Below are 20267 nucleotides of genomic sequence, written 5' to 3'. Positions count from 1 at the left end.
ATGGCCGCGTCCTTTCCGGCCTCCGTCGCCGAGACCGAGCGGCTGCTGGCGGCGGGCGGCTATGTCGCGGACCGGGCGCTGGCCACCACCGTCTTCCTGGCGCTGTCGATGGGCCGGCCGCTCTTCCTCGAGGGCGAGCCGGGCACCGGCAAGACCGAGATCGCCAAGGTGCTGGCGGGCGGCCTCGGCCGCCGGCTGGTGCGGCTGCAATGCTATGACGGGCTCGACCTCTCGGCCGCCGCCTATGAGTGGAACCATGCCCGCCAGCTGATGGCCATCCGCCTGGCCGAGGCCAATGGCAAGCTGGGCGGCGAGGCCGCCAGCGAGGCCGGCATCTACGACCGCCGCTTCCTGCAGGAGCGGCCGCTGCTGGCCGCCCTCTCCGGCCCGCCCGCGGTGCTGCTGATCGACGAGCTCGACCGCGCCGACGAGCCCTTCGAGGCCTTCCTTCTCGAAATTCTCGCCGACTTCCAGCTGTCGATCCCCGAGCTCGGCACCATCCGCGCCGAGACGCCCCCGATCGTCGTGCTGACCAGCAACCGCACGCGGGAGGTGCATGACGCCATCCGCCGGCGCTGCCTCTACCAATGGGTCGACTACCCGGATGCGGCGCGGGAGCGCGCCATCCTGGCGCAGCGGATGCCGGGCCTGCCCGAGCGGCTCTCGGCCCAGGTGGTGGACTTCGTCCAGCAGGTGCGCGGCGGCGATTTCTTCAAGTTCCCCGGCGTCGCCGAGACGCTGGACTGGGCGGCGGCGCTCGCCTCACTCGACGCCACCGAGCTGGAGCCGGTGCTGGTCGACGAGACGCTGGGCGCCCTGCTGAAATACCAGGACGACATCGCCAAGCTGCGCGGCGCCGAGGCCGCCCGGCTGGTCGAGGCGGTGAAGCAGGCGCCCGCCGCCGCCCTGCCCTTCTGATGGACGCGCCGGCGGAGGGCGGCCGGCTCGCCGCCAATCTGCTGGGCTTCGGCCGGCTGCTGCGCCGCGCCGGGGTGCCGGTGGGCCCGGCCGAGCTGCTGGCGGGCGCCGAGGCGCTGACCCACATCGAGCTCGGCGACCGCGCGCAGGTCCAGGCCGCCTTGCGCGCCACCCTGGTCCACCGCGCCGAATTCTTTTTCCTGTTTGACCATGCCTTCGGGCTGTGGTGGCGGGCACCGGCGAAGCCGGAGCTGGCGGGCGAGGACGAGGACGGCGCCGAGCGGAAACCGGGGGCCGGGGCACGACGGCTGGCGGAAGCCCTGGGCGGCATGGCGCCGCCGCCGCCCCCGCCGCCGGAGAGCGAGAAGAGAGTCGATGCCAGCCTGACCGTCAGCGCCGGCGAGGCGCTGAAAAAAATGGATTTTGAGGCGATGGACGCGGCGCAGCTGGCGGCCGCGCGGCAGGAGATCCGCCGCCTCGCCTTGCCGCTGGACGCCCGCCCGACCCGCCGCTTCCGCCCCGACCCGGCCGGCCAGCGCGCCGATCTGCGCGCCACGCTGCGCGCCAGCCTGCGCCAGGGCGGCGAGATCTTTTCCATCAGCCATGCCGAGCGGGTGGAGCGGCCGCCGCCGCTGGTGGCGCTCTGCGACATCTCGGGCAGCATGAGCCGCTATGCCCAGGTGCTGCTGACCTTCCTGCATGCGGTGGCCAATGACCGCGAGCGGGTGACCACCTTCCTCTTCGGCACCCGGCTCACCAATATCACCCGGCAGCTGCGCCACCGCGATGCCGAGGTCGCCTTCCAGATGGTCGGGCAGATCGTGCCCGACTGGTCGGGCGGCACCCGGATCGGCGCGGCGCTGGACCGGTTCAACCGCGAATGGGGCCGCCGCGTGCTGGGCCAGGGGGCGGTGGTGCTGCTGATCACCGACGGGCTGGAGCGCGGCGATGCCGACGACCTGGCGCGCCTGGCCGCCGCCACCGACCGGCTGCGGCATTCCTGCCGCCGGCTGATCTGGCTGAATCCGCTGCTGCGCTATTCCGGCTTCCAGCCGCGGCCGCAGGGGGTGCGGACCATGCTGCCCCTGGTGCATGAGCACCGGCCGGTCCACAACATAGACAGCCTGCGCGCGCTGGTGGCCAGCCTCTCGGCCGCCCCGCCGCGCCCTTTCAGGGGATCGGGTGCATGAGCGACCAGGACGATATTCTTGCGGTGGCCGCCGGCTGGATCGAGGCCGGCGAGACCGTGGCGCTGGCGACGGTGGTCGAGACCTGGGGATCCTCCCCGCGCCCGGCCGGCTCGCAGCTGGCGGTGACGGCCTCCGGGAAACTCGCCGGCAGCGTCTCGGGCGGCTGCATCGAGGGGGCCGTCGCCGAGGTCGCCCAGCAGACCATGGCCAGCGGCCAGCCGCAGCTGCTCGACTTCGGCATCAGCGACGAGCGCGCCTGGGAGGTCGGCCTGGCCTGCGGCGGCAAGCTGAAGGTTTTTGTCGAGAAGCTGGAAGGCGCCCGGGCATGAAGGCCGAGACCCTCGCCCGGCTGCAGGCCGCCCGTGCCGGGGGCCGCCCGGTCGCGCTGCTGACCCGCCTGCCCGATGGCGAGCAGCGGTTGTTTCCGGAGGACACCCTGCCGCCGGCGCTCGCCGCGGCGGCCGAGGCGGCCCTGGCGGCGGATGCGGCAAGGACCGTCGATGACGACGGCCAGAAATGGTTCATTCAGCCGCACAACCCGCCGCTGCGGCTGATCGTGGTCGGCGCCGTGCATGTCGCCCAGGCGCTGGTGCCGATGGCGGTGGGCCTGGGCTATGCGGTGACCGTGGTCGATCCGCGCCGCGCCTTCGCCACCGAGGAACGCTTCGGCCCCCGCGTCACCCTGGTCGATGACTGGCCGGACGAGGCCATGGCGCGCCTCGCCCCCGACACCCGCACCGCGGTCGTCACCCTGACCCACGACCCCAAGCTGGACGACCCGGCGCTCGAGGTCGCGCTGAGAAGCCCCGCCTTCTATATCGGCGCGCTGGGCAGCCGGAAGACCCATGCCAAGCGGCTGGCGCGGCTGGCCGAGGCCGGGCTCACCGCCACCGACGGCGCCCGCATCGCCGCGCCCGTCGGCCTGGCCATCGGCGCCGTCACCGCCCCCGAGATCGCGCTGTCGATCATGGCCGAGGTGGTCGCCGCCCGGCGCGGCGCCGCCCTTGGCAGGCGCAGCGCGCCTGAATTGGAAAAAACATGATATTCGGCGCGACCCGGCTGGACGAGGCCCAGGGCGCGGTGCTGGCGCATACCCAGCGCCTGCCCGGCCGCGTGCTGAAGAAGGGCACGGTGCTGGACGCCGAGTCCATCGCGGCGCTGCGCGAGGCGGGGAAGCGCGAGGTCATCGCCGCGCGCCTCGAACCCGGCGACGTGCCCGAGAACGAGGCCGCCCACCGCCTGGGCGAGGCGCTGCTGGCCCCTCTCATGGCCCGTTCCCGCGCCGCCACCGGCCGGGTCAATCTCCTGGCCGATTCCGCCGGGCTGCTGGTGGTGGATGCGGCGCTGGTCGACCGGCTGAACGCCATTGACGAGAGCCTGACCCTGGCGACCCTGCCGAACTACACCCCGGTCACCGCGCGCGAGATGCTGGCCACGGTCAAGGTGATCCCCTTCGCCGTGCCGGGCATGGTGCTGCAGGTGGCCGAGGCGGTGATCCGCGGCGGCACGGCGCTGCGCGTGCATCCCTTCCGCCCGCTGAAGGTCGGGCTGGTGCTGACCGAGCTGCCTGGCCTCAAGGAAAGCATCATGGAGGGGGCCGTCGAGGCCACCACCGAGCGCGTCACCGGCCTGACCGGCACCATGCTGCCGCCCGAGCGCTGCCGGCACGAGGAAGCCGCCATCGCCGAGGCGCTGGCCCGGCTGCAGAGGGCCGGCGCCGAGCTGCTGCTGATCGCCGGCGCCTCGGCCGTGGTTGACCGCCGCGATGCCGGCCCGGCGGCGATCGTCCGCGCCGGCGGGCGGATCGTCCATTTCGGCATGCCGGTCGATCCCGGCAACCTGATCTGCCTGGGCCGGATCGGCCCAATCCCGGCGCTGGTCCTGCCCGGCTGCGCCCGCAGCCCGAAGCTGAACGGCTTCGACTGGGTGCTGCAGCGGCTCTTCGCGGATCTTCCGGTCGGCCGCGCCGAGATCGCCGGCATGGGCGTCGGCGGCCTGCTGAAGGAGATCGAGTTGCGCCCGCTGCCGCGCGAGGCCGCGCCGCGCAACGCCCCTGCCCCCGGCAAGGCGCCGCGCCGGCCGCGCCAGGTGGCCGCGCTGGTACTGGCCGCCGGCCGCTCCCGCCGCATGGCGCCGCTGAACAAGCTGCTGGTCGAGGACCGCGAGGGCCGCGCCATGGTCGCCCGCGTCGTCGCCCATGTGCTGGACAGCCGCGCCCGCCCGGTGGTCGTCGTCACCGGCCATGAGCGCGCCCGCGTCGAGGCGGCGCTGCAGGGCAAGGGTGTCCTCTTCGCCGAGGCCGAGGATTATGCCGAGGGCCTTTCCGCCTCGCTGAAGGCGGGGCTGGCGGCACTGCCGCCGGAGGCCGAGGGCGTGCTGGTCTGCCTGGGCGACATGCCGCTGGTCACCGGCGCCATGCTGGACCGGATGCTGGCCGCCTTCGACCCGGAGGAAGGCCGCGCCATCGTCATGCCGACCTTCCGCGGCAAGCAGGGCAATCCGATGCTCTGGGCGCGCGAATTCATCCCCGAGATGCTGGCGCTGACCGGCGATGTCGGCGCCCGGCATCTCGCCGCCCGGCATGCCGAGCGGGTGGTCGAGGTGGAGATGGGCGACGACGCCGTGCTGCGCGACTTCGACACGCCGGAGGCGCTGCAGACCGCGCCGGACTTCGCCGGCCGATGATCCTGATCGCTCTCGGCGCCAACCTGCCCGGGATCGACGGCAGCGCCCCCCGCGCCTCCTGCGAGGCCGCGGTCCGGGCCATTGCCACCATCCCCGGCTTGCGCCTCCAGGCCGTCTCCCGCTGGTGGCAGACCGCGCCGGAGCCGCCCAGCCCCGGCGCGCCCTGGTACGTCAACGGCCTGGTCCGCTGCGAAGGGGCGATGACGCCCGAGGCGCTGCTGGCCGCCTTGCAGGCCATCGAGAACGCCGCCGGCCGCCAGCGCCCCTTCCCCAATGCGCCGCGCACGCTCGACCTCGACATCATCGCCATGGGCGGGCTCGTCCGCGACGCACCCGACCCGATCCTGCCGCATCCGCGCACCCATCTGCGCCGCTTCGTGCTGCAGCCGCTGGCGGAGGTCGCCCCCGGCTGGGTGCATCCGGCGCTGGGCCAGAGCGTCGAGGCGCTGCTGGCATCGCTGCCCGAAGCGGCCATGCTGCCGCTCTGACCCTGCCCTGCGCCAGCCTGCTCCCCCTGCCCTGGGCCCACCGGCGCGCTTGCCTTTCGCGGGTGCGGTGGCTATCTGAGGGGTTCCGTCGGTATTGAAGTTGGAGGCCGCCCCATGGCCCGCGTTACGGTCGAAGACTGCATCCTGAAGATCCCGAACCGCTTCGAGCTGGTTCTGATCGCCGCCCAGCGCGCCCGCAACATCAGCCGCGGCGAGGAGCTGACCGTCGACCGCGACAACGACAAGAACCCGGTCGTCGCGCTGCGCGAGATCGCCGACGAGACCGTCTCGCTGGCCGAGCTGGAGCAGGACCTGATCAAGTCGCTGCTGCGCGCGCCGGAGCCGGAGCCGGTCGAGGAAGAGGTCATCGACCTGATCGCCACCGACGAGAACATCTTCGGCGTGATGGACGTGAACGACGAGCCGCTGCCGGATGCCGCCGGCCTCGAGGACCTCTCGCCCGACGATATCGAGGCGGCGATCGCCGCCGAGCTCGCCGGCGGCCGCCGCTGAGCCGGGGGCGCGCTTGAAAGCCGGCGCCGGGATCGATTCTGCCCCGGCGCCCCGCGCGCCCGAAGGGCTGGCCGGCACCCCGGCCACGCCGACGCTTCCTGCGGCACCCCTGCCGCCCGCGCCGATCCAGGCGCCCCCGCCGATCGAGACCCCGGGCACCGAGCTCGCCCGCCGCGTCGCGGCCTATGACCCGCGCGCCGACGTCGCCCTGATCGAGGCGGCCTACAATCTCGCCGCGACCGCCCATGCCTCGCAGTCGCGCGAGAATGGCGATCCCTACATCACCCATCCGCTGGCCGTCGCCGGCATCCTGGCCGGCTATCGCCTGGACACCGGCAGCATCGCGACGGCCCTGCTGCACGATGTGGTGGAGGACACCAGCTTCGGCCTGGCCGAGCTGGAGAAGCGCTTCGGCACCGACATCGCCCGCCTGGTCGACGGCGTCACCAAGCTGACCCGCCTCGAGCTGCAATCCGAGCGCACCAAGCAGGCGGAGAATTTCCGCAAGCTGGTCCTGGCGATGAGCGAGGACATCCGCGTCCTGCTGGTCAAGCTCGCCGACCGGCTGCACAACATGCGGACGCTGAGCTTCAAGCCGAAGCCGGAAAGCCGCGCCCGCGTCGCCCGCGAGACCATGGAGATCTATGCGCCGCTGGCCCAGCGCATCGGCATGGACGCGGTCAAGACCGAGCTGCAGTCGCTCTCCTTCCGCGAGCTGCAGCCGGATGCCTACCAGACCATCACCGCGCGCCTGGCCTTTCTGCGCGGCCAGGGCGCCGACCTGATCGACGAGATCGCCGCCGACCTGAAGGCCAAGCTCGCCGCCGCCGGCGTGCCGATCATCGAGGTCACCGGGCGCGAGAAGTCGCCCTACTCGATCTGGCTGAAGATGCACGAGAAGAAGGTCGAGTTCGAGCAGCTCTCGGACATCATGGCCTTCCGCGTCGTCACCACCGACCGCACCAACTGCTACGCGGCGCTCGGCGCCATCCACTCGGCCTATCGCGTGGTGCCGGGGCGCTTCAAGGACTACATCTCGACTCCGAAGCCGAACGGCTACCAGTCGCTGCACACCGGCGTGACGGTCCCCGAGCGCCGCAACGCCAAGATCGAGGTGCAGATCCGCACCCCCGACATGCACGAGGTCGCCGAATACGGCGTTGCCGCGCATTGGATGTACAAGCAGGGCGCGCCCGACGACGCGCCGAAGCGCCGCCGCTACCCCTGGGTCAAGGAGCTGCTGGAAATCCTCGAGACAGCCGCCGAGCCCGGCGACTTCCTCGAGCACACCAAGCTGGCGCTGCACCAGGACCAGGTCTTCTGCTTCACGCCGAAGGGCGACCTGATCGCGCTCCCGCGCGGCGCGACGCCGATCGACTTCGCCTACCAGGTGCACAGCCAGGTCGGCGACGCCTGCGTCGGCGCCAAGATCAACGGCCGCATCGTGCCGCTGCGCCACCAGCTGGAGAATGGCGACCAGGTCGAGGTGATCACCGCCCGCGGCGGCACCCCCAACCCGGCCTGGGAACGCTTCGTCGTCACCGGCAAGGCCAAGGCGCGCATCAAGCGCTTCGCCATGGCCCGCCAGCGCAGCGAGTTCCAGGAGCAGGGCCGCAGCGCCATCGCCCGCGCCTTCCGCCAGGAAGGCCTCGACTTCTCCGAGAAGCTGGTCGAGCCGGCGCTGAAGGTCTTCAAGCAGCCCGGCTTCGAGGAGCTCTGCGTCGCCGTCGGCAACGGCAATATCGGCGCCCGCGAGGTGCTGCACGCCGCCATCCCCGAGCTGCGCGGCCCCCCGCGGCCGATGGAGGTGCTGCCGCTGGCGCGCGCCCGCGGCAAGCCCGGCGCCACCGTGGTCCGCACCGAGCGGCGGCGCGAGGCCTCCTCCGGCATCAGCGGCCTGGTCGCCGGCATGGCGGTGCAGTTCGCCGGCTGCTGCCATCCCGTGCCGGGCGATCGCATCGTCGGCATCGTCACCACCGGCAAGGGCGTCACCGTCCACAAGAACGACTGCCATAACCTGGAGGCGCTGGCCGCGACGCCGGAGCGCTTCATCGACATCGACTGGGACTACGAGGCGGGCTCGGCCGGCGCGCATCTCGGCCGCCTCGACGTGCTGACCAGCAATGAGGATTCCGCCATCGCCGCCATGACGGTGGCCATCGCCAAGCAGAACGGCAAGCTGCACAACCTGCGCTTCGCCCATCGCGCCGCCGATTACGCCGAGGTGGTGGTCGATCTCGAGGTCTCCGACCTGCGCCACCTGTCCAATGTCATCGCCGCGCTGCGCGCCTGCCCCGGCATCATCCAGGTCGAGCGCAGCAAGGGGTGACGCGCCGCCAGTGCGGCAATCACCAGGGGCGACAGTCACCAGGGGCGGGAGTAACCTGACGCCATGATCATCGGCCTCGGCAACGACATCATCGACATCCGCCGCATCGAGAAGGTGCTGGCCCGGCACGGCGACCGCTTCATCGACCGGCTCTTCACCCCGGCCGAGCGCCGCAAGGCGGACAGCCGCACCGAAAGCCTGCGCGCCGCCACCTACGCCAAGCGCTTCGCCGCCAAGGAGGCCGCCTCCAAGGCGCTCGGCACCGGCTTCCGCCAGGGCGTCTTCTGGCGCGACCTGGGCGTGATCAACCTCTCGACCGGGCAGCCCTCGCTGCGGCTCTCGGGGGGCGCCGCCAAGCGGCTCGACGCCATCACGCCGCAGGGGCACGGGGCGCAGATCACGCTCACCATGACGGATGAATACCCCTACGCGCAGGCGGTCGTGATCATCTCGGCCGTGCGGATCGCGCCGATCTGAGAGAAGCAAGGCCAGGGGGAAGGAATTCCCCCTGGACCCCCATCTTTTTTCTGCCCGTTCTCAGGTGGCGCGGATGACGTCGCGGATCCGGCGCATCGCGCCCGTGGCGTCGACCAGGACGACGTCGAAACGCATCCCCGCCGCACCGTGACCCGGATTCGCCGCCAGCCAGATTTCCGCGGCCTGCCACAGCCGCGCCTGCTGGCGCGGCGTCAGCGCCCCGGCCGCCGCCGCCAGCGTCGCTCGCTGCTTCACTTCGATGAAGATCAGGAGATGGTCGCGCTCGGCGATTAGGTCGATCTCGCCGCCGCCGCTGCGGAAGCGGCGCTGCAGGATCTGCCAACCCTCTGACGACAGACGCTCGGCGACGCGCGCCTCGGCCAGGCGGCCCCGTGCTTCGGCCTCGGCGCGGGAGGGTGGCGGCATGGCGCCAGTCTTCACGCGGTCGCGACTCCACGCAAGCCGGGCTGCGGGACACCCGTTCTTGCCCTACACCGGAGGCCATGCAGAGACGCCCCGGCCGGCTGCGCCGTTTCCTCAAGCGTGGCCTGATCACGGCCATGCTCCTGGTGGTCCTGGTGCTGGCGGGTGCCGGCGGGCTGCTCTGGCTCAGCCTGCCGCCGCGCGAGGGCCGCATCGACCTGGCCGGCCTCTCGGCCGAGGTCACCGTGCTGGAGGACGCCCAAGGCATCCCCCGCATCACCGCCGCCAACGAGTTGGACGCCGCCCGCGCGCTGGGCTGGCTGCATGCCCGCGACCGCCTGTTCCAGATGGAGCTGATGCGCCGCAACGCCTCCGGCCGCCTGGCCGAGATCGCCGGCGGCGCCGCGCTGCGGCTCGATCGCCTGAACCGCACCCTCGGCCTGCCGCGCCGCGCCGAGGCCGATTTCGCCGCCCTGCCCGCCGAGACGCGCGCCGTGCTCGAGGCCTATGCCGAGGGGGTGAACGGCTGGATCGAGGCCAAGGGCATGCTGGCCGCCCCGGAATTCCTGGCGCTCGGCGCGCCGGAGAAGTGGCAGCCCTGGCAGAGCCTGCTCTGGGCCAAGACCATGGGCCTCTGGCTCTCCGGCAACTGGCGCACCGAGCTGGACCGCGCCCGCCTGGCCCAGCGCATCGCGCCCGAGCGCCTGGCCGAGCTCTGGCCCGCCGACGACAGCCCCGGCCGCCCGGACCAGATGGCGGCACTCGACCAGGGCATGCTGGACCGCCTGGCCGCCGCCATCCCGCGCTTCCCCGAGGAGGCGCCGCTGCCCAGCTCCGCCTCCAATGCCTGGACGCTCTCGGCGGCGCGCTCGGAGAGCGGCGGCGCCCTGCTGGCCAGTGATCCGCATCTGGGCTTCCAGGCGCCGATCCTCTGGTACCTGGTGCGGATCGAGCTGCCGGGCGGCCGCTTCCTGGCCGGCGCCTCCTCGCCCGGCGTGCCCTTCATCGTCATCGGCCGCAACGAGCGCCTGGCCTGGGGCTTCACCACCACCCATTCCGACACCCAGGACCTGTTCGTCGAGCGGCTGGCCGGCTCGGACGGCTACGAGACCCCGGACGGCCCGCGCCCCTTCACGCTGCGCGAGGAGCTGATCCGGGTGCGCGGCATCGCCGAGCCGGAGAAGCTGACGGTGCGCGAGACGCGGCACGGCCCGGTGGTCAGCGACCTCGGCGCCGGCCTGGGCGCCACCCCGCAGGCCGGCACCGTGCTGGCCGTCGCCATGGCCAATCTGGAGCCCGGCGACCGGGCGGCGGCGGGGCTGCACCAGCTGAACCGCGCTGCCAGCCTGGCCGAGGCGCGCCGGGCGGCCGAGGCCATCACCTCGCCGCCGCAGAACCTGATGGTGGCCGATGCGGCCGGCGGCATCGCCCTGTACCTGACCGGCCGCGCCCCGATCCGCCGCGCCGGCGATGGCAGCCTGCCCGCCCCCGGCTGGGACGGCAGCCATGACTGGACCGGCTTCGTGCCGTTCGACGACCTGCCGCATGCGGAGAACCCGGCCGGCGGCACGCTGGTGAACGCCAACAACCGCATCCAGCCCGCCGGGGCCGAGCCCTATCTGGGCCGCGACTGGTTCGGCGACTGGCGCTTCCGCCGCATCCACGCGCTGCTCGGCCAGCGCGCCCGGCACCGCCCGGAGGACCTGGCCGCCATCCAGCGCGACGCCCGCAGCCTTTTCGCGGAGGAACTGCTGCCGGCGCTGCGCGCCATCCCGCGCCCGGCCGGCGCCGCCGGCGTCGCCCGCGACCTGCTGCTGGCCTGGGATGGCGAGGCCGCCATCGACCGGCCGCAGCCGCTGATCTTCAACGCCTGGTGGCCGATCGCCGCGCGGCTGGCCATGGCCAATGGCGGCGTGCCCGAGGGCGGCTGGCCGGTGATGGGCGAGTTCCTGCGCTTCGCGCTGAATCCTGATGGCCGCGGCGCGCATTGGTGCAGGCCGCAGGGCGAGGCCCAGCCGCAGCCCGTCCCCGCCTTCGGCCAGGGCGGCGCCTGCACCGCGCTGGTCGCCACCGCCCTGCGCCAGGCGGTGGAGGAATTGTCGCCGATCCACGGCCCCGATCCCACCGCCTGGCGCTGGGGCGCCGCGCACCGCACCCGCTTCGAGCATCCGCTGCTGCGCTTCGTCCCCGGCCTCGGCGACTGGACGTCGATCAGCCTGCCCAGCCCCGGCGACGACCAGACCGTCAACCGCGGTGGCATGAGCCATGCCATGGATGGCGACTTCCGCCAGGTGCATGGGCCGGGGCTGCGCCTGGTCGCCGACCTGGCTTCGCCGGACGGAATCTGGGCGGTGATCGGAACCGGCCAGTCGGGCCATCCGCTGTCGCCGCACTGGGACGACCAGGCGCGGATCTGGGCCGGGCTGGCGCCGGACGGGGTCAAGCTGCTGCGGCTGGGCGCGGTGCCGGAGGCCTCAAGCGGCAGCCTGGTGCTGGCGCCGCGCTAGCCTGGACGGGGGCGTCGCGGCGTTCAATTCTGCCGCGTGGCGGCCGGCCGCCGCTTCTCCCGTTGCGTCCGGGCGCGCGGCCCGCGACACTGAGCGCCAAAGCCATGCTGCACCGTTCGACCAAGCGCCCCCAGTTCTTCTATACGACCGCGCCGCTGCCCTGCCCCTATCTGGCGGGCCGGACGGAGCGGAAGATCGTGACCGAGCTGACCGGCCCGGACGCGGAGCCGCTGCATGACCGCCTCTCCCGCGCCGGCTTCCGCCGCAGCCACAACATCGCCTATTCGCCGGTCTGCCCGGGCTGCAACGCCTGCATCCCGATCCGCATCGACGCGGCCCGCTTCACCCCCGACCGCACCCAGCGCCGCATCGCCCGCGCCAATGCCCTGCTGCGCGGCGAAACGGTGCCGGCCCGCGCCACGGCCGAGCAGTTCTCCCTGTTCCAGCGCTACCAGAAGGCGCGGCACCAGGATGGCGACATGGCGGCCATGGGCTTCTACGACTACCGCGCCATGGTCGAGGACACGCCGATCACCACCGGGCTGATCGAGTTCCGCGACCCCGACGGCCGGCTGATGGGTGCCTGCCTGACCGACTGGCTGAGCGACGGGCTCTCCGCCGTCTATTCCTTCTACGAGCCGGGGCTGGAGAAGCGCTCGCTCGGCACCTATGCCGTGCTCTGGCTGGTCGAGCGCGCGCTGCAGCTCGGCCTGCCCTATGTCTATCTCGGCTACTGGGTGCCGCTGAGCCGCAAAATGGCCTACAAGGCCCGCTTCCAGCCCAGCGAGATCCTGCTGAACGGCGCCTGGCGGCCGATCGAGGCCTATGCCGGCCCGACGCTGGAGCCGGTGGGCCAGCCGGGGGGTCAGCCGGTGGCCGCCCCGTAGGGCCAGCCGCCCAGCCAGAGCGTCTCCGCCACCGTTTCCGCCCCTGCGGCCAGCATCGCCAGCCGGTCGAAGCCCAGCGCGATGCCCGCCGTCGGCGGCATGCCATGCGCCAGCGCATCCAGGAAATCCTGGTCCACCGGCCAGCCCTCGCCATAGAGGCGGTGCCGCTCGGCGACGTCATGCGCGAAGCGGGTCGCCTGCTCCTCGGCATCCGTCAGCTCGTCGAAGGCATTGGCCAGCTCGATCCCGGCGACGAAGAGCTCGAAGCGCAGCGCCGCCCTGGGGTCGGCCGGGTCGCGCCGGGCCAGCGCCGCCTGCGGGGCGGGCCAATGCGTCAGGAAGGTCGGGCGGTCGCGGCCGAGCTGCGGCTCGATCCGCTCCAGCAGGATGCGGAAGAAAAGATCCTCCCAGCCCTCCTCGCCGCGCGGGGTGAAGCCGGCCGCACTGGCCGCCGCCCGCAGGGCCGCGCCGTCCCCTTCGGTGGCCAGGATATCAAGACCGCCGGCATGCCGGAAAAAGGCCTCCGCCATGGTCAGCCGCTCGAAGGGCGCGGCCAGGTCGGTGGTCACGCCGCCATGGCTGACGCGCGGGGGCAGGACAACGCGAAGAAAATCCTCGGTCTCTTCCATCAGCCCGTCGAGCGTCGCCCCAGGCCGATACCATTCGAGCATGGTGAATTCGGGGGAATGGCGCGGGCTGACCTCGCCATTGCGCCAGACGCGGGCCAGCTCGAAGACCGGGCCGCAGCCGGCCACCAGCAGCCGCTTGATCGCCAGCTCCGGCGAGGTGCGCAGCCAGAGCGGCGTGGCGCCCTCCCCCAGCATCGGCCGGAACTCGCTGCGGAAGGCGGCCAGATGCACCTCCATCCCCGGCGCCGGGACCAGGGCCGGCGTCTCCACCTCGGCATAGCCGCGCGCCGCGAAGAAGGCGCGGGTCTCCGCCATCAGCCGCGTCCGCCGGCGCAGCGCGGGCAGGCGTCGGGCCAGACTTTCCGGGTGCCAAAGGGGACGAGAGTCTGGGAGGCTGGGTTGCGGCGGGCGATCGGGCATTGCGGGCTTGGGGCCTCCGGGCGTAAGCGCGCGACCATGCCCGACGGTTCCGCCCATTTGAAGCCCGGTCCCCGGCCTGGTCCCCGCACGCTGCGCGACGCGGCCGGCCTGGTTGCCGCCGGCCTGGTGCCACCCGCGGCGCAGGCCGGGCTGGACGAGCTGGCGAAGACCTATGCCATCGCCGTCACCCCGGCGGTGCAGGCGCTGATCGACGGCGCCGACCCGGCCGACCCGATCGCCCGGCAATACATCCCCGACATCGCCGAGCTGACCACCCTGCCCAGCGAGCGCAGCGACCCCACCAGCGATGCCCCCTTCACCCCGGTGAAAGGCGTGGTCCACCGCTACCCCGACCGCGCGCTGCTGAAGCCGCTGCTGACCTGCCCGGTCTATTGCCGCTTCTGCTTCCGCCGCGAGGTGGTCGGTCCCGGCGGCGGGCTGCTGTCGGAAGCCGAGCTCGACGCCGCCCTCGACTGGTTCGAAGCCACCCCGCAGGTGCGCGAGGCCATCCTGACCGGCGGCGACCCGCTGATGCTCTCCCCGCGCCGGCTGCAGCACATCCTGCGCCGGCTTTCCGCCATCCCGCATCTGGACATCATCCGCCTGCATTCGCGCGTGCCCGTCTCGGCCCCCGAGCGCATCACCCCCGAACTGGCCGAGGTATTGGCCGGGAGCGACAAGGCGCTGTTCCTCTGCGTCCACGCCAACCACGCGCGGGAATTCTCGGGCGAGGCCCGCGCCGCGCTGAAGCGGCTGCGCCGCGCCGGCGTCGCCCTGCTCGGCCAGTCGGTGCTGCTGCGCGGCGTCAACGACAGCCCCGAGGCCCTGGCCGCGCTGTTCCGCGCCATGCTGGCGCAGCAGGTGAAGCCCTACTACCTGCACCAGCTCGACCGCGCCCCCGGCACGGCGCGCTTCGAGGTGCCCATCGAGGAAGGCCGCGCCATCCTGCGCGCCCTGCGCGGCAGGCTGACCGGGCTGGCCTGGCCGGCCTATGTGCTGGACCTGCCGGATGGGGCGGGGAAAGCACCGCTTGGGCCGGATTTCGCGAAAGCCGACGGTGATGATTGGCTGGTTGAAGGGCCTTTGGACAAGAAGGCCTATAGGCAAGAGAAGAATTGAGAAGGTTGGGGGAATGAATTCCCCCAAACCCCCATCTTTTTTCTATCTATTGGCCATTCAGTGGTCAGCGCCCGAACGAGACCCCATCAGGGCATCCAGGCGGGACGCAGAATACAAGAACAGCACGACCTTGAAGGTCGCGCTGCCGATGGGCCGGGCCACGTCCTGTCGTCACGTGGACACGGCAGTCTGACAGAAAAAAGATGGGGTCCAGGGGAATTCATTCCCCTGGCCTTTTAAAGCCTTACTTTAAGAACCCGCCCCAGCTCGCCGATCACCCCCGCCCGGAAGGCGAGGACGCAGGCGACGAAGATGACGCCCTGGATCACCGTCACCCAGGCGCCGAATTCGGCCAGGTAGTTCTGCATGGTCACGATTACCGCCGCCCCCATGGCCGGGCCGAAGACCGTGCCGAGGCCGCCGACCAGGGTCATCAGCACCACCTCGCCGGACATCGCCCAGTAGACATCGGTCAGCGTCGCGATGCCGAAGACCAGCGCCTTGGTGCCGCCGGCGATGCCGGCCAGCGTCGCCGACAGGGTGAAGGCCACCAGCTTGTAGTCGTCGGTGCGGTAGCCGAGCGAGATGGCGCGCGGCTCGTTCTCGCGGATCGCCTTCAGCACCTGGCCGAAGGGCGAGTGGACGATGCGGTTGATCAGCAGGAAGCCCGCCAGGAAGACGGCGGCGACCAGCCAGTAGAAGCTCATGTCGCGGCTGAGGTCGATGACGCCGAACAGGCTGCCGCGGGGCACGCGCTGGATGCCGTCCTCGCCGCCGGTGAAGGGCGCCTGCAGGCAGACGAAGAAGATCATCTGCGCCAGCGCCAGGGTGATCATGGCGAAGTAGATGCCCTGGCGGCGGATGGCGATCCAGCCGGCGACCACGCCGAGCACCGCGCCGATCGCGCCGCCCGCCAGGATCGCCAGCTCCGGCGTGAAGCCCCAGACCTTGGCGGCGTGGGCGGTGACATAGCCGCCCATGCCGAAGAACATGGCGTGGCCGAAGGAGAGCAGCCCGACATAGCCGATCAGCAGGTTGAAGGCGCAGGCGAAGAGGGCGAAGCAGAGCAGCTTCATCAGGAAGACGGGATAGAGGAAGAACGGCCCGGCGATCAGCGCGGCGAGCAGCAGCAGGAAGGCGATGCTCTGCGCCCGGTTGAAGCCCAGCACCGAGAGGCCCAGCAGGCCCGGGCTTTCGTGCAGCGCCGGCAGGGTGGCGACGGAGGCGTGGCCAGCGGCCATGGTCAGGCCCTCCCGAACAGGCCGGCCGGGCGTGCCAGCAGCACGATGGCCATGATGACGAAGATCACGGTGGAGGAGGCCTCAGGGTAGAAGACCTTGGTCAGCCCCTCGACCAGGCCGAGGCCGAAGCCGGTCAGCACCGAGCCGAGGATGGAGCCCATGCCGCCGATCACGACCACAGCGAAGACCACGATGATCAGGCTCGACCCCATCTGCGGATTGACCGAGTAGATCGGCGCCGCCAGCACGCCGGCGAAGGCGGCCAGCGCGACGCCCGCGGCATAGGTCAGCGTCACCATGCGGGGGACGTTGACGCCGAAGGCCTGGACCAGCGCGGCATTCTCGGTGGCCGCGCGCAGATAGGCGCCGAGGCGCGTCTTCTCGATCACCAGCCAGGTCGCCAGGCTCATCACCAGCGCGGCGACGACGACCCAGAGCCGGTATTTCGGCAGGAACATGAAGCCGAGATCGACCGGCGGGCCGGAGAGGATCTCGGGCGGCGCATAGGGCATGCCGGAGGAGCCGAACTGGTTGCGGAACAGCCCCTCGATGATCAGCGCCAGGCCGAAGGTCAGCAGCAGGCCGTAGAGATGGTCCAGCTTGTAGAGCCGGCTGATCATCGTCTTCTCGAGCAGCACGCCGAAGGCGCCGACCACCAGGGGCGCCAGGACGAGGGCCCCCCAATAGCCGATGCCCAGCCAGTTCAGCATCATCCAGGCGACGAAGGCGCCCATCATGAACTGCGCGCCATGGGCGAAGTTGATGACGTTCAGCATGCCGAAGATGACGGCGAGGCCGAGCGAGAGCAGCGCGTAGAAGGCGCCGTTCACCAGACCCAGCACCACCTGCGGCAGGCCGAGCTCCAATTGGAAAAGCAGGTCTTCAAGCAAGGCCACGTCTTCCTGCAGCAGGAGGTTCCAGGGGTCGGAAGGGGGCGCCCGCGCCCCCTCCCCGTCCTCAGGTGCGGATCAGGCTGCAGCCGCCGGCCGAGAGCGGGCGCCAGGCCTCGTCCGCCGCGGTGGTCTGCAGCAGCTTGTAGTAGTCCCAGGGACCCTTGCTCTCCTCCGGCGTCTTCACCTCGAAGAGATAGGCCGGGTGCAGCTTGCGGCCGTCGGCGCGGATCTGGCCGGCGCCGAAGCAGTCGTCATCGGTCGGCATCGCCTTCATCCGCGCCACCGCCTCGGCGCCGCTGGCCTTGGCCGCCGGCGCGCCCATGTCGGCCACCGCCTTCAGGTAGTGCAGCACGGAGGCGTAGCAGCCGGCATGCGACATCGCCGGATACTGCCCGCCCATATTGCCCTTCACCCGGTTGGTGAAGGCGCGGGTGCGCTCGTTCAGGTCCCAGTAGAAGCTCTCGGTGCAGACCAAGCCCTGGGCGGCCTTCAGGCCGAGGCTGTGGACGTCGTTGATGAACATCAGCAGCACGGCGATCTTGGTGCCGCGGCGGGTGACGCCGAACTCGGCGGCCTGCTTGACGCTGTTGATGGTGTCGGTGCCGGCATTGGCCAGGCCGATCACCTTGGCGCGGCTCTGCTGCGCCTGGAGCAGGTAGGAGGAAAAATCGGTCGACTGCAGCGGATGGCGGACGCTGCCCAGCACCTTGCCGCCGGCCGCGGTGACGAAGCCGGTGGTGTCGCGCTCGAGCGCATGGCCGAAGGCATAGTCGGCGGTGATGAAGAACCAGCTGTCGCCGCCGGTCTTCACCATGGCGCCGCCGGTGGACTTCGCCAGCATGTAGGTGTCGTAGGTCCAGTGCACCGTGTTCGGGCTGCACTGCGCGCCGGTCAGGTCCGTCGTCGCGCCGGTCGAGTTGAAATAGGCCTTGTTCTTCTCGCGGACGATGGCGCTGACGGCGAGTGCCACCGCCGAGTTCGGCACGTCGACGATGACATCGACGCCGTCGCGGTCGATCCACTGCCGCGCGATGGTTGAGCCGACATCGGCCTTGTTCTGGTGGTCGGCGAAGACCACCTCGACATTGACGCCCTTGCCGGCGATGCCGGAATCCTGGATCGCCTGGCGGACGCAGGCGACCGAGCCGGGGCCGGAGACGTCGCGATAGACGCCCGACTGGTCGTTCAGCACGCCGATCTTCAGCGTGGTGGCGCCCTGCGCCCGGGCGCGGGCGGGAATTGTGCCGAGGGCGGGGACCAGCGCGGCGGCGGCGGCGCCCTTCAGCAGGCTGCGGCGATCTTGTGCCATTCTCGTGTTTCTCCCAACTGCCCCTGATCCTGCCCGGGGCCGGCGGGTGGTCCGGCCGCGCTGTGCCGGGCAGCCACCGCAGATCGCAGCGTCAGACGCCGAGATAGGCGTGCAGACGGTCCATCGAGCCGGCGAGCTCCTCGTTGCTGACCGCGTCCACCACCTGGCCATGCTCCATGACGTAGTGGCGGTCGGCGACGGTCTGGGCGAAGCGGAAGTTCTGCTCGACCAGCAGCACGGTGAAGCCGCGCGCCTTGATCTCGCGGATGGTGCGGCCGATCTGCTGGACGATCACCGGGGCCAGCCCCTCGGTCGGCTCGTCCAGCATCAGCAGCCGGGCGCCGGTGCGCAGGATGCGGGCGATCGCCAGCATCTGCTGCTCGCCGCCCGAGAGCTTGGTGCCCGGGCTGCGCGCGCGTTCCTTCAGGTTCGGGAACAGCGTGTAGATCGCCTCGAGATCCATCCCCCCCGGCCGCACCACCGGCGGCAGGAGGAGATTTTCCGTCACGTCGAGACTGGCGAAAATGCCGCGCTCCTCGGGGCAGAGGGCGATGCCGGCGCGGGCGATGCGGTCGCTGCGGGCGGCGATCAGCTCCTGCCCCTCGAAGCGCACGCTGCCCTGGCGGCGGCCCACCAGCCCCATGATGGCGCGCAGCGTCGTGGTCTTGCCGGCGCCATTGCGGCCGAGCAGCGTCACCACCTCGCCCTGGCGCACCTCGATGCCGACACCGTGCAGGACGTGGCTCTCGCCATACCAGGCCTCGAGACCGTCGACCTTGAGCAAAGGCTCAGCCATGGCCGGCACCCCCGGAGATGGAAGGATCGGTGCCCAGATAGGCGGCGATCACCTGCGGGTTGCGCGAGACCTGGGCATAGGGCCCCTCGGCCAGGACCTTGCCGCGGGTCAGCACGGTGATGGTGTCGCAGAGGCCCTCGACCACCTTCAGGTTGTGCTCGACCATCAGCACGGTGCGGCCCTGCGCCACGCGCTTCACCAGGGCGACGATGCGGTCGACATCCTCGGCGGTCATGCCGGCGGTGGGCTCGTCCAGCAGCATCATCACCGGGTCGAGCGCCAGCGTGGTGGCGATCTCCAGCGCCCGCTTGCGGCCATAGGGCAATTGCCCGGCCGGCAGCAGCGCGTATTGCGACAGGCCGACATCCTCGAGCAGCTCGCGCGCACGGGCGTCGTAGCCACGCAGCACGGCGTCCGAGCGCCAGAAGTCGAAGCTGCCGCCCCTCGCCCGCTGCAAGGCGACCCGCACGTTCTCCAGCACCGTCAGATGCGGAAACACCGCAGAAATCTGGAAGCTGCGCACCAGGCCGAGGCGGGCGACCTCGGCCGGCTTCATCCTGGTGATGTCGCGGCCGTCGAAGCGGATGCTGCCGCGCGAAGGCGGCAGGAACTTGGTCAGCAGGTTGAAGCAGGTCGTCTTGCCGGCGCCGTTCGGGCCGATCAGCCCGTGGATGCTGCCGCGCCTGACCTTGAGGGAGACGTCGCCGACCGCGACGAAGCCCAGGAACTCCTTGGTCAGGCCTTCCGTCTCCAGGATGCTTTCCGCCACCCTGTCCCCCTTCTTGCACGTCCCCGCAGGATCGTTTGCGACCCTTTGCAGAGCACCATGACGAGGCGGAAGCCGGCACGCAAGCAAAGCTTTGCAGGCGGGAAGGCCGGGCGCGCGGCGCCGGTCGACGGCAGCCGGATACCGTCAGCCAGACCTGACCATATGGTCAGGTTCAACCGGCGGAAGTCCCGTCAGATGGCGAAGTTCAACGCTTCCGGCGTTGGGCGGCGCAGCCCGGCGACGGCGGCGCGGCGCAGCAGCTCGGCCACCGTCTGGCCGGCCAGGCTGTCCAGCACCGTCCGCTCCTGCTCCTCCCAGAGCGGCAGGATGACCGCCTTCTGCAGCGGGCTGGGCGGCTCGGGCTGCGCCTCGTCGCCCCCGGCATCGGGGTTCAACACCGCCGCGACCACCTCGCGCAGCGTGATGTCGCGCGCGGCGCGGCCCAGGCGGTAGCCGCCCTTGGGGCCGCGGGTGCTGCCCAGGATGCCGGCGCGCGACAGCGCCTGCAGCACCGGCTCGATGCCGCGGCGCGCCTCGCCCAGGCGGTCGGCGATGTCGCCGGCCGGCACCGTCGAACCGCGGCCGGCGTGAAAGGCCACGTCCAGCACGATGGAAACCGCCGTCATCGCCCGATCACGCCGCAACAACATCGCAAAGACCCCCTGAACCACGCG

At 71.6% G+C, this 20267-nt stretch carries 20 protein-coding genes; 12 read left to right on the top strand and 8 right to left on the bottom strand.

Annotation, left to right across the window (positions count from 1 at the left end):
* From WFI16_RS12350 to acpS, 9 genes are all read left to right on the top strand, one after another.
* On the top strand, positions 1–918 hold the full coding sequence (locus WFI16_RS12350; protein ID WP_419898137.1) for an AAA family ATPase: 918 nt from the start codon (positions 1–3) through the stop codon (positions 916–918).
* On the top strand, positions 918–2108 hold the full coding sequence (locus WFI16_RS12345) for a vWA domain-containing protein (protein ID WP_419898136.1): 1191 nt from the start codon (positions 918–920) through the stop codon (positions 2106–2108). Before WFI16_RS12350 ends, WFI16_RS12345 begins: the two co-directional genes overlap by 1 nt.
* On the top strand, positions 2105–2437 hold the full coding sequence (locus tag WFI16_RS12340; RefSeq protein WP_419898135.1) for an XdhC family protein: 333 nt from the start codon (positions 2105–2107) through the stop codon (positions 2435–2437). Before WFI16_RS12345 ends, WFI16_RS12340 begins: the two co-directional genes overlap by 4 nt.
* Positions 2434–3150, top strand: a complete 717-nt coding sequence (locus WFI16_RS12335; protein WP_419898134.1) for an XdhC family protein — start codon at positions 2434–2436, stop codon at positions 3148–3150. Before WFI16_RS12340 ends, WFI16_RS12335 begins: the two co-directional genes overlap by 4 nt.
* Positions 3147–4793, top strand: a complete 1647-nt coding sequence (locus tag WFI16_RS12330; protein WP_419898133.1) for a molybdopterin-binding/glycosyltransferase family 2 protein — start codon at positions 3147–3149, stop codon at positions 4791–4793. The genes WFI16_RS12335 and WFI16_RS12330 overlap by 4 nt, the downstream gene beginning before the upstream one ends.
* On the top strand, positions 4790–5281 hold the full coding sequence (gene folK, locus WFI16_RS12325) for a 2-amino-4-hydroxy-6-hydroxymethyldihydropteridine diphosphokinase (protein WP_419898132.1): 492 nt from the start codon (positions 4790–4792) through the stop codon (positions 5279–5281). The genes WFI16_RS12330 and folK overlap by 4 nt, the downstream gene beginning before the upstream one ends.
* 114 nt (positions 5282–5395) lie before the next feature.
* The gene (gene rpoZ / locus WFI16_RS12320) at positions 5396–5794 is read left to right on the top strand and encodes a DNA-directed RNA polymerase subunit omega (protein ID WP_419898131.1); all 399 of its coding nucleotides are present in this window, start codon (positions 5396–5398) and stop codon (positions 5792–5794) included.
* On the top strand, positions 5715–8123 hold the full coding sequence (locus WFI16_RS12315; protein ID WP_419898130.1) for a RelA/SpoT family protein: 2409 nt from the start codon (positions 5715–5717) through the stop codon (positions 8121–8123). Before rpoZ ends, WFI16_RS12315 begins: the two co-directional genes overlap by 80 nt.
* A gap of 63 nt (positions 8124–8186) precedes the next feature.
* Complete coding sequence (gene acpS / locus WFI16_RS12310) at positions 8187–8600, top strand: holo-ACP synthase (protein ID WP_419898129.1); 414 nt, start codon at positions 8187–8189, stop codon at positions 8598–8600.
* Positions 8601–8660: 60 nt separating this feature from the next.
* Here acpS and WFI16_RS12305 read toward each other — a convergent pair whose 3' ends face one another.
* Entirely contained in the window at positions 8661–9026 is a 366-nt protein-coding gene (locus WFI16_RS12305; RefSeq protein ID WP_419898128.1) for a YraN family protein, read from the bottom strand.
* A gap of 77 nt (positions 9027–9103) precedes the next feature.
* On the opposite strand from WFI16_RS12305, the gene WFI16_RS12300 reads away from it, so the two are divergent.
* Positions 9104–11530 (top strand): penicillin acylase family protein, encoded by a 2427-nt coding sequence (locus WFI16_RS12300; protein WP_419898127.1) that lies wholly within the window; start codon positions 9104–9106, stop codon positions 11528–11530.
* Positions 11531–11634: 104 nt separating this feature from the next.
* Positions 11635–12417 (top strand): arginyltransferase, encoded by a 783-nt coding sequence (locus WFI16_RS12295; protein WP_419898126.1) that lies wholly within the window; start codon positions 11635–11637, stop codon positions 12415–12417.
* Here WFI16_RS12295 and epmA read toward each other — a convergent pair.
* Positions 12396–13466: an EF-P lysine aminoacylase EpmA gene (gene epmA, locus WFI16_RS12290; RefSeq protein ID WP_419898125.1), complete on the bottom strand. Its 1071-nt coding sequence runs from the start codon at positions 13464–13466 to the stop codon at positions 12396–12398. The two genes, WFI16_RS12295 and epmA, sit on opposite strands and share 22 nt — an antisense overlap.
* Positions 13467–13502: 36 nt before the next feature.
* On the opposite strand from epmA, the gene WFI16_RS12285 reads away from it, so the two are divergent.
* Positions 13503–14585, top strand: a complete 1083-nt coding sequence (locus WFI16_RS12285; protein WP_419898124.1) for a lysine-2,3-aminomutase-like protein — start codon at positions 13503–13505, stop codon at positions 14583–14585.
* 236 nt (positions 14586–14821) lie between these two features.
* Here WFI16_RS12285 and WFI16_RS12280 read toward each other — a convergent pair whose 3' ends face one another.
* The 6 genes from WFI16_RS12280 to WFI16_RS12255 form a co-directional block, all read right to left on the bottom strand.
* The gene (locus WFI16_RS12280; protein ID WP_419898123.1) at positions 14822–15826 is read right to left on the bottom strand and encodes a branched-chain amino acid ABC transporter permease; all 1005 of its coding nucleotides are present in this window, start codon (positions 15824–15826) and stop codon (positions 14822–14824) included.
* A 2-nt stretch (positions 15827–15828) separates the two neighbouring features.
* Positions 15829–16722 carry a branched-chain amino acid ABC transporter permease gene (locus WFI16_RS12275; RefSeq protein ID WP_442970679.1) on the bottom strand — a complete coding sequence of 298 codons (894 nt, stop codon included), beginning with the start codon at positions 16720–16722 and terminating at the stop codon, positions 15829–15831.
* 61 nt (positions 16723–16783) lie between these two features.
* Positions 16784–18028: an ABC transporter substrate-binding protein gene (locus WFI16_RS12270; RefSeq protein WP_419898121.1), complete on the bottom strand. Its 1245-nt coding sequence runs from the start codon at positions 18026–18028 to the stop codon at positions 16784–16786.
* Positions 18029–18119: 91 nt separating this feature from the next.
* Positions 18120–18824 carry an ABC transporter ATP-binding protein gene (locus WFI16_RS12265; protein ID WP_419898120.1) on the bottom strand — a complete coding sequence of 235 codons (705 nt, stop codon included), beginning with the start codon at positions 18822–18824 and terminating at the stop codon, positions 18120–18122.
* Positions 18817–19593 carry an ABC transporter ATP-binding protein gene (locus WFI16_RS12260; protein ID WP_419898119.1) on the bottom strand — a complete coding sequence of 259 codons (777 nt, stop codon included), beginning with the start codon at positions 19591–19593 and terminating at the stop codon, positions 18817–18819. The genes WFI16_RS12265 and WFI16_RS12260 overlap by 8 nt, the downstream gene beginning before the upstream one ends.
* A gap of 191 nt (positions 19594–19784) precedes the next feature.
* Positions 19785–20243, bottom strand: a complete 459-nt coding sequence (locus WFI16_RS12255; protein ID WP_419898118.1) for an RrF2 family transcriptional regulator — start codon at positions 20241–20243, stop codon at positions 19785–19787.
* Positions 20244–20267: the final 24 nt, after the last annotated feature.

The organism is Roseomonas sp. USHLN139 (genome assembly GCF_037145735.1).
Lineage (GTDB): Bacteria > Pseudomonadota > Alphaproteobacteria > Acetobacterales > Acetobacteraceae > Pseudoroseomonas.
The sequence above is the reverse complement of the archived record's forward strand: the minus strand, read 5'-3'. Positions and strand labels throughout refer to the sequence as shown.

Excerpts from the sequence above, each read along its gene's own strand:
- WFI16_RS12350 (WP_419898137.1), top strand. The coding sequence starts at position 1 with ATGGCCGCGTCCTTTCCGGCCTCCGTCGCCGAGACCGAGCGGCTGCTG.
- WFI16_RS12330 (WP_419898133.1), top strand. The coding sequence starts at position 3,147 with ATGATATTCGGCGCGACCCGGCTGGACGAGGCCCAGGGCGCGGTGCTG.
- WFI16_RS12300 (WP_419898127.1), top strand. The coding sequence starts at position 9,104 with ATGCAGAGACGCCCCGGCCGGCTGCGCCGTTTCCTCAAGCGTGGCCTG.
- WFI16_RS12305 (WP_419898128.1), bottom strand. The coding sequence starts at position 9,026 with ATGCCGCCACCCTCCCGCGCCGAGGCCGAAGCACGGGGCCGCCTGGCC.
- acpS (WP_419898129.1), top strand. The coding sequence starts at position 8,187 with ATGATCATCGGCCTCGGCAACGACATCATCGACATCCGCCGCATCGAG.
- WFI16_RS12270 (WP_419898121.1), bottom strand. The coding sequence starts at position 18,028 with ATGGCACAAGATCGCCGCAGCCTGCTGAAGGGCGCCGCCGCCGCCGCG.
- WFI16_RS12340 (WP_419898135.1), top strand. The coding sequence starts at position 2,105 with ATGAGCGACCAGGACGATATTCTTGCGGTGGCCGCCGGCTGGATCGAG.
- WFI16_RS12315 (WP_419898130.1), top strand. The coding sequence starts at position 5,715 with ATGCCGCCGGCCTCGAGGACCTCTCGCCCGACGATATCGAGGCGGCGA.
- WFI16_RS12335 (WP_419898134.1), top strand. The coding sequence starts at position 2,434 with ATGAAGGCCGAGACCCTCGCCCGGCTGCAGGCCGCCCGTGCCGGGGGC.
- WFI16_RS12265 (WP_419898120.1), bottom strand. The coding sequence starts at position 18,824 with ATGGCTGAGCCTTTGCTCAAGGTCGACGGTCTCGAGGCCTGGTATGGC.
- WFI16_RS12255 (WP_419898118.1), bottom strand. The coding sequence starts at position 20,243 with ATGTTGTTGCGGCGTGATCGGGCGATGACGGCGGTTTCCATCGTGCTG.
- WFI16_RS12280 (WP_419898123.1), bottom strand. The coding sequence starts at position 15,826 with ATGGCCGCTGGCCACGCCTCCGTCGCCACCCTGCCGGCGCTGCACGAA.
- epmA (WP_419898125.1), bottom strand. The coding sequence starts at position 13,466 with ATGCCCGATCGCCCGCCGCAACCCAGCCTCCCAGACTCTCGTCCCCTT.
- WFI16_RS12295 (WP_419898126.1), top strand. The coding sequence starts at position 11,635 with ATGCTGCACCGTTCGACCAAGCGCCCCCAGTTCTTCTATACGACCGCG.
- rpoZ (WP_419898131.1), top strand. The coding sequence starts at position 5,396 with ATGGCCCGCGTTACGGTCGAAGACTGCATCCTGAAGATCCCGAACCGC.
- WFI16_RS12345 (WP_419898136.1), top strand. The coding sequence starts at position 918 with ATGGACGCGCCGGCGGAGGGCGGCCGGCTCGCCGCCAATCTGCTGGGC.
- folK (WP_419898132.1), top strand. The coding sequence starts at position 4,790 with ATGATCCTGATCGCTCTCGGCGCCAACCTGCCCGGGATCGACGGCAGC.
- WFI16_RS12285 (WP_419898124.1), top strand. The coding sequence starts at position 13,503 with ATGCCCGACGGTTCCGCCCATTTGAAGCCCGGTCCCCGGCCTGGTCCC.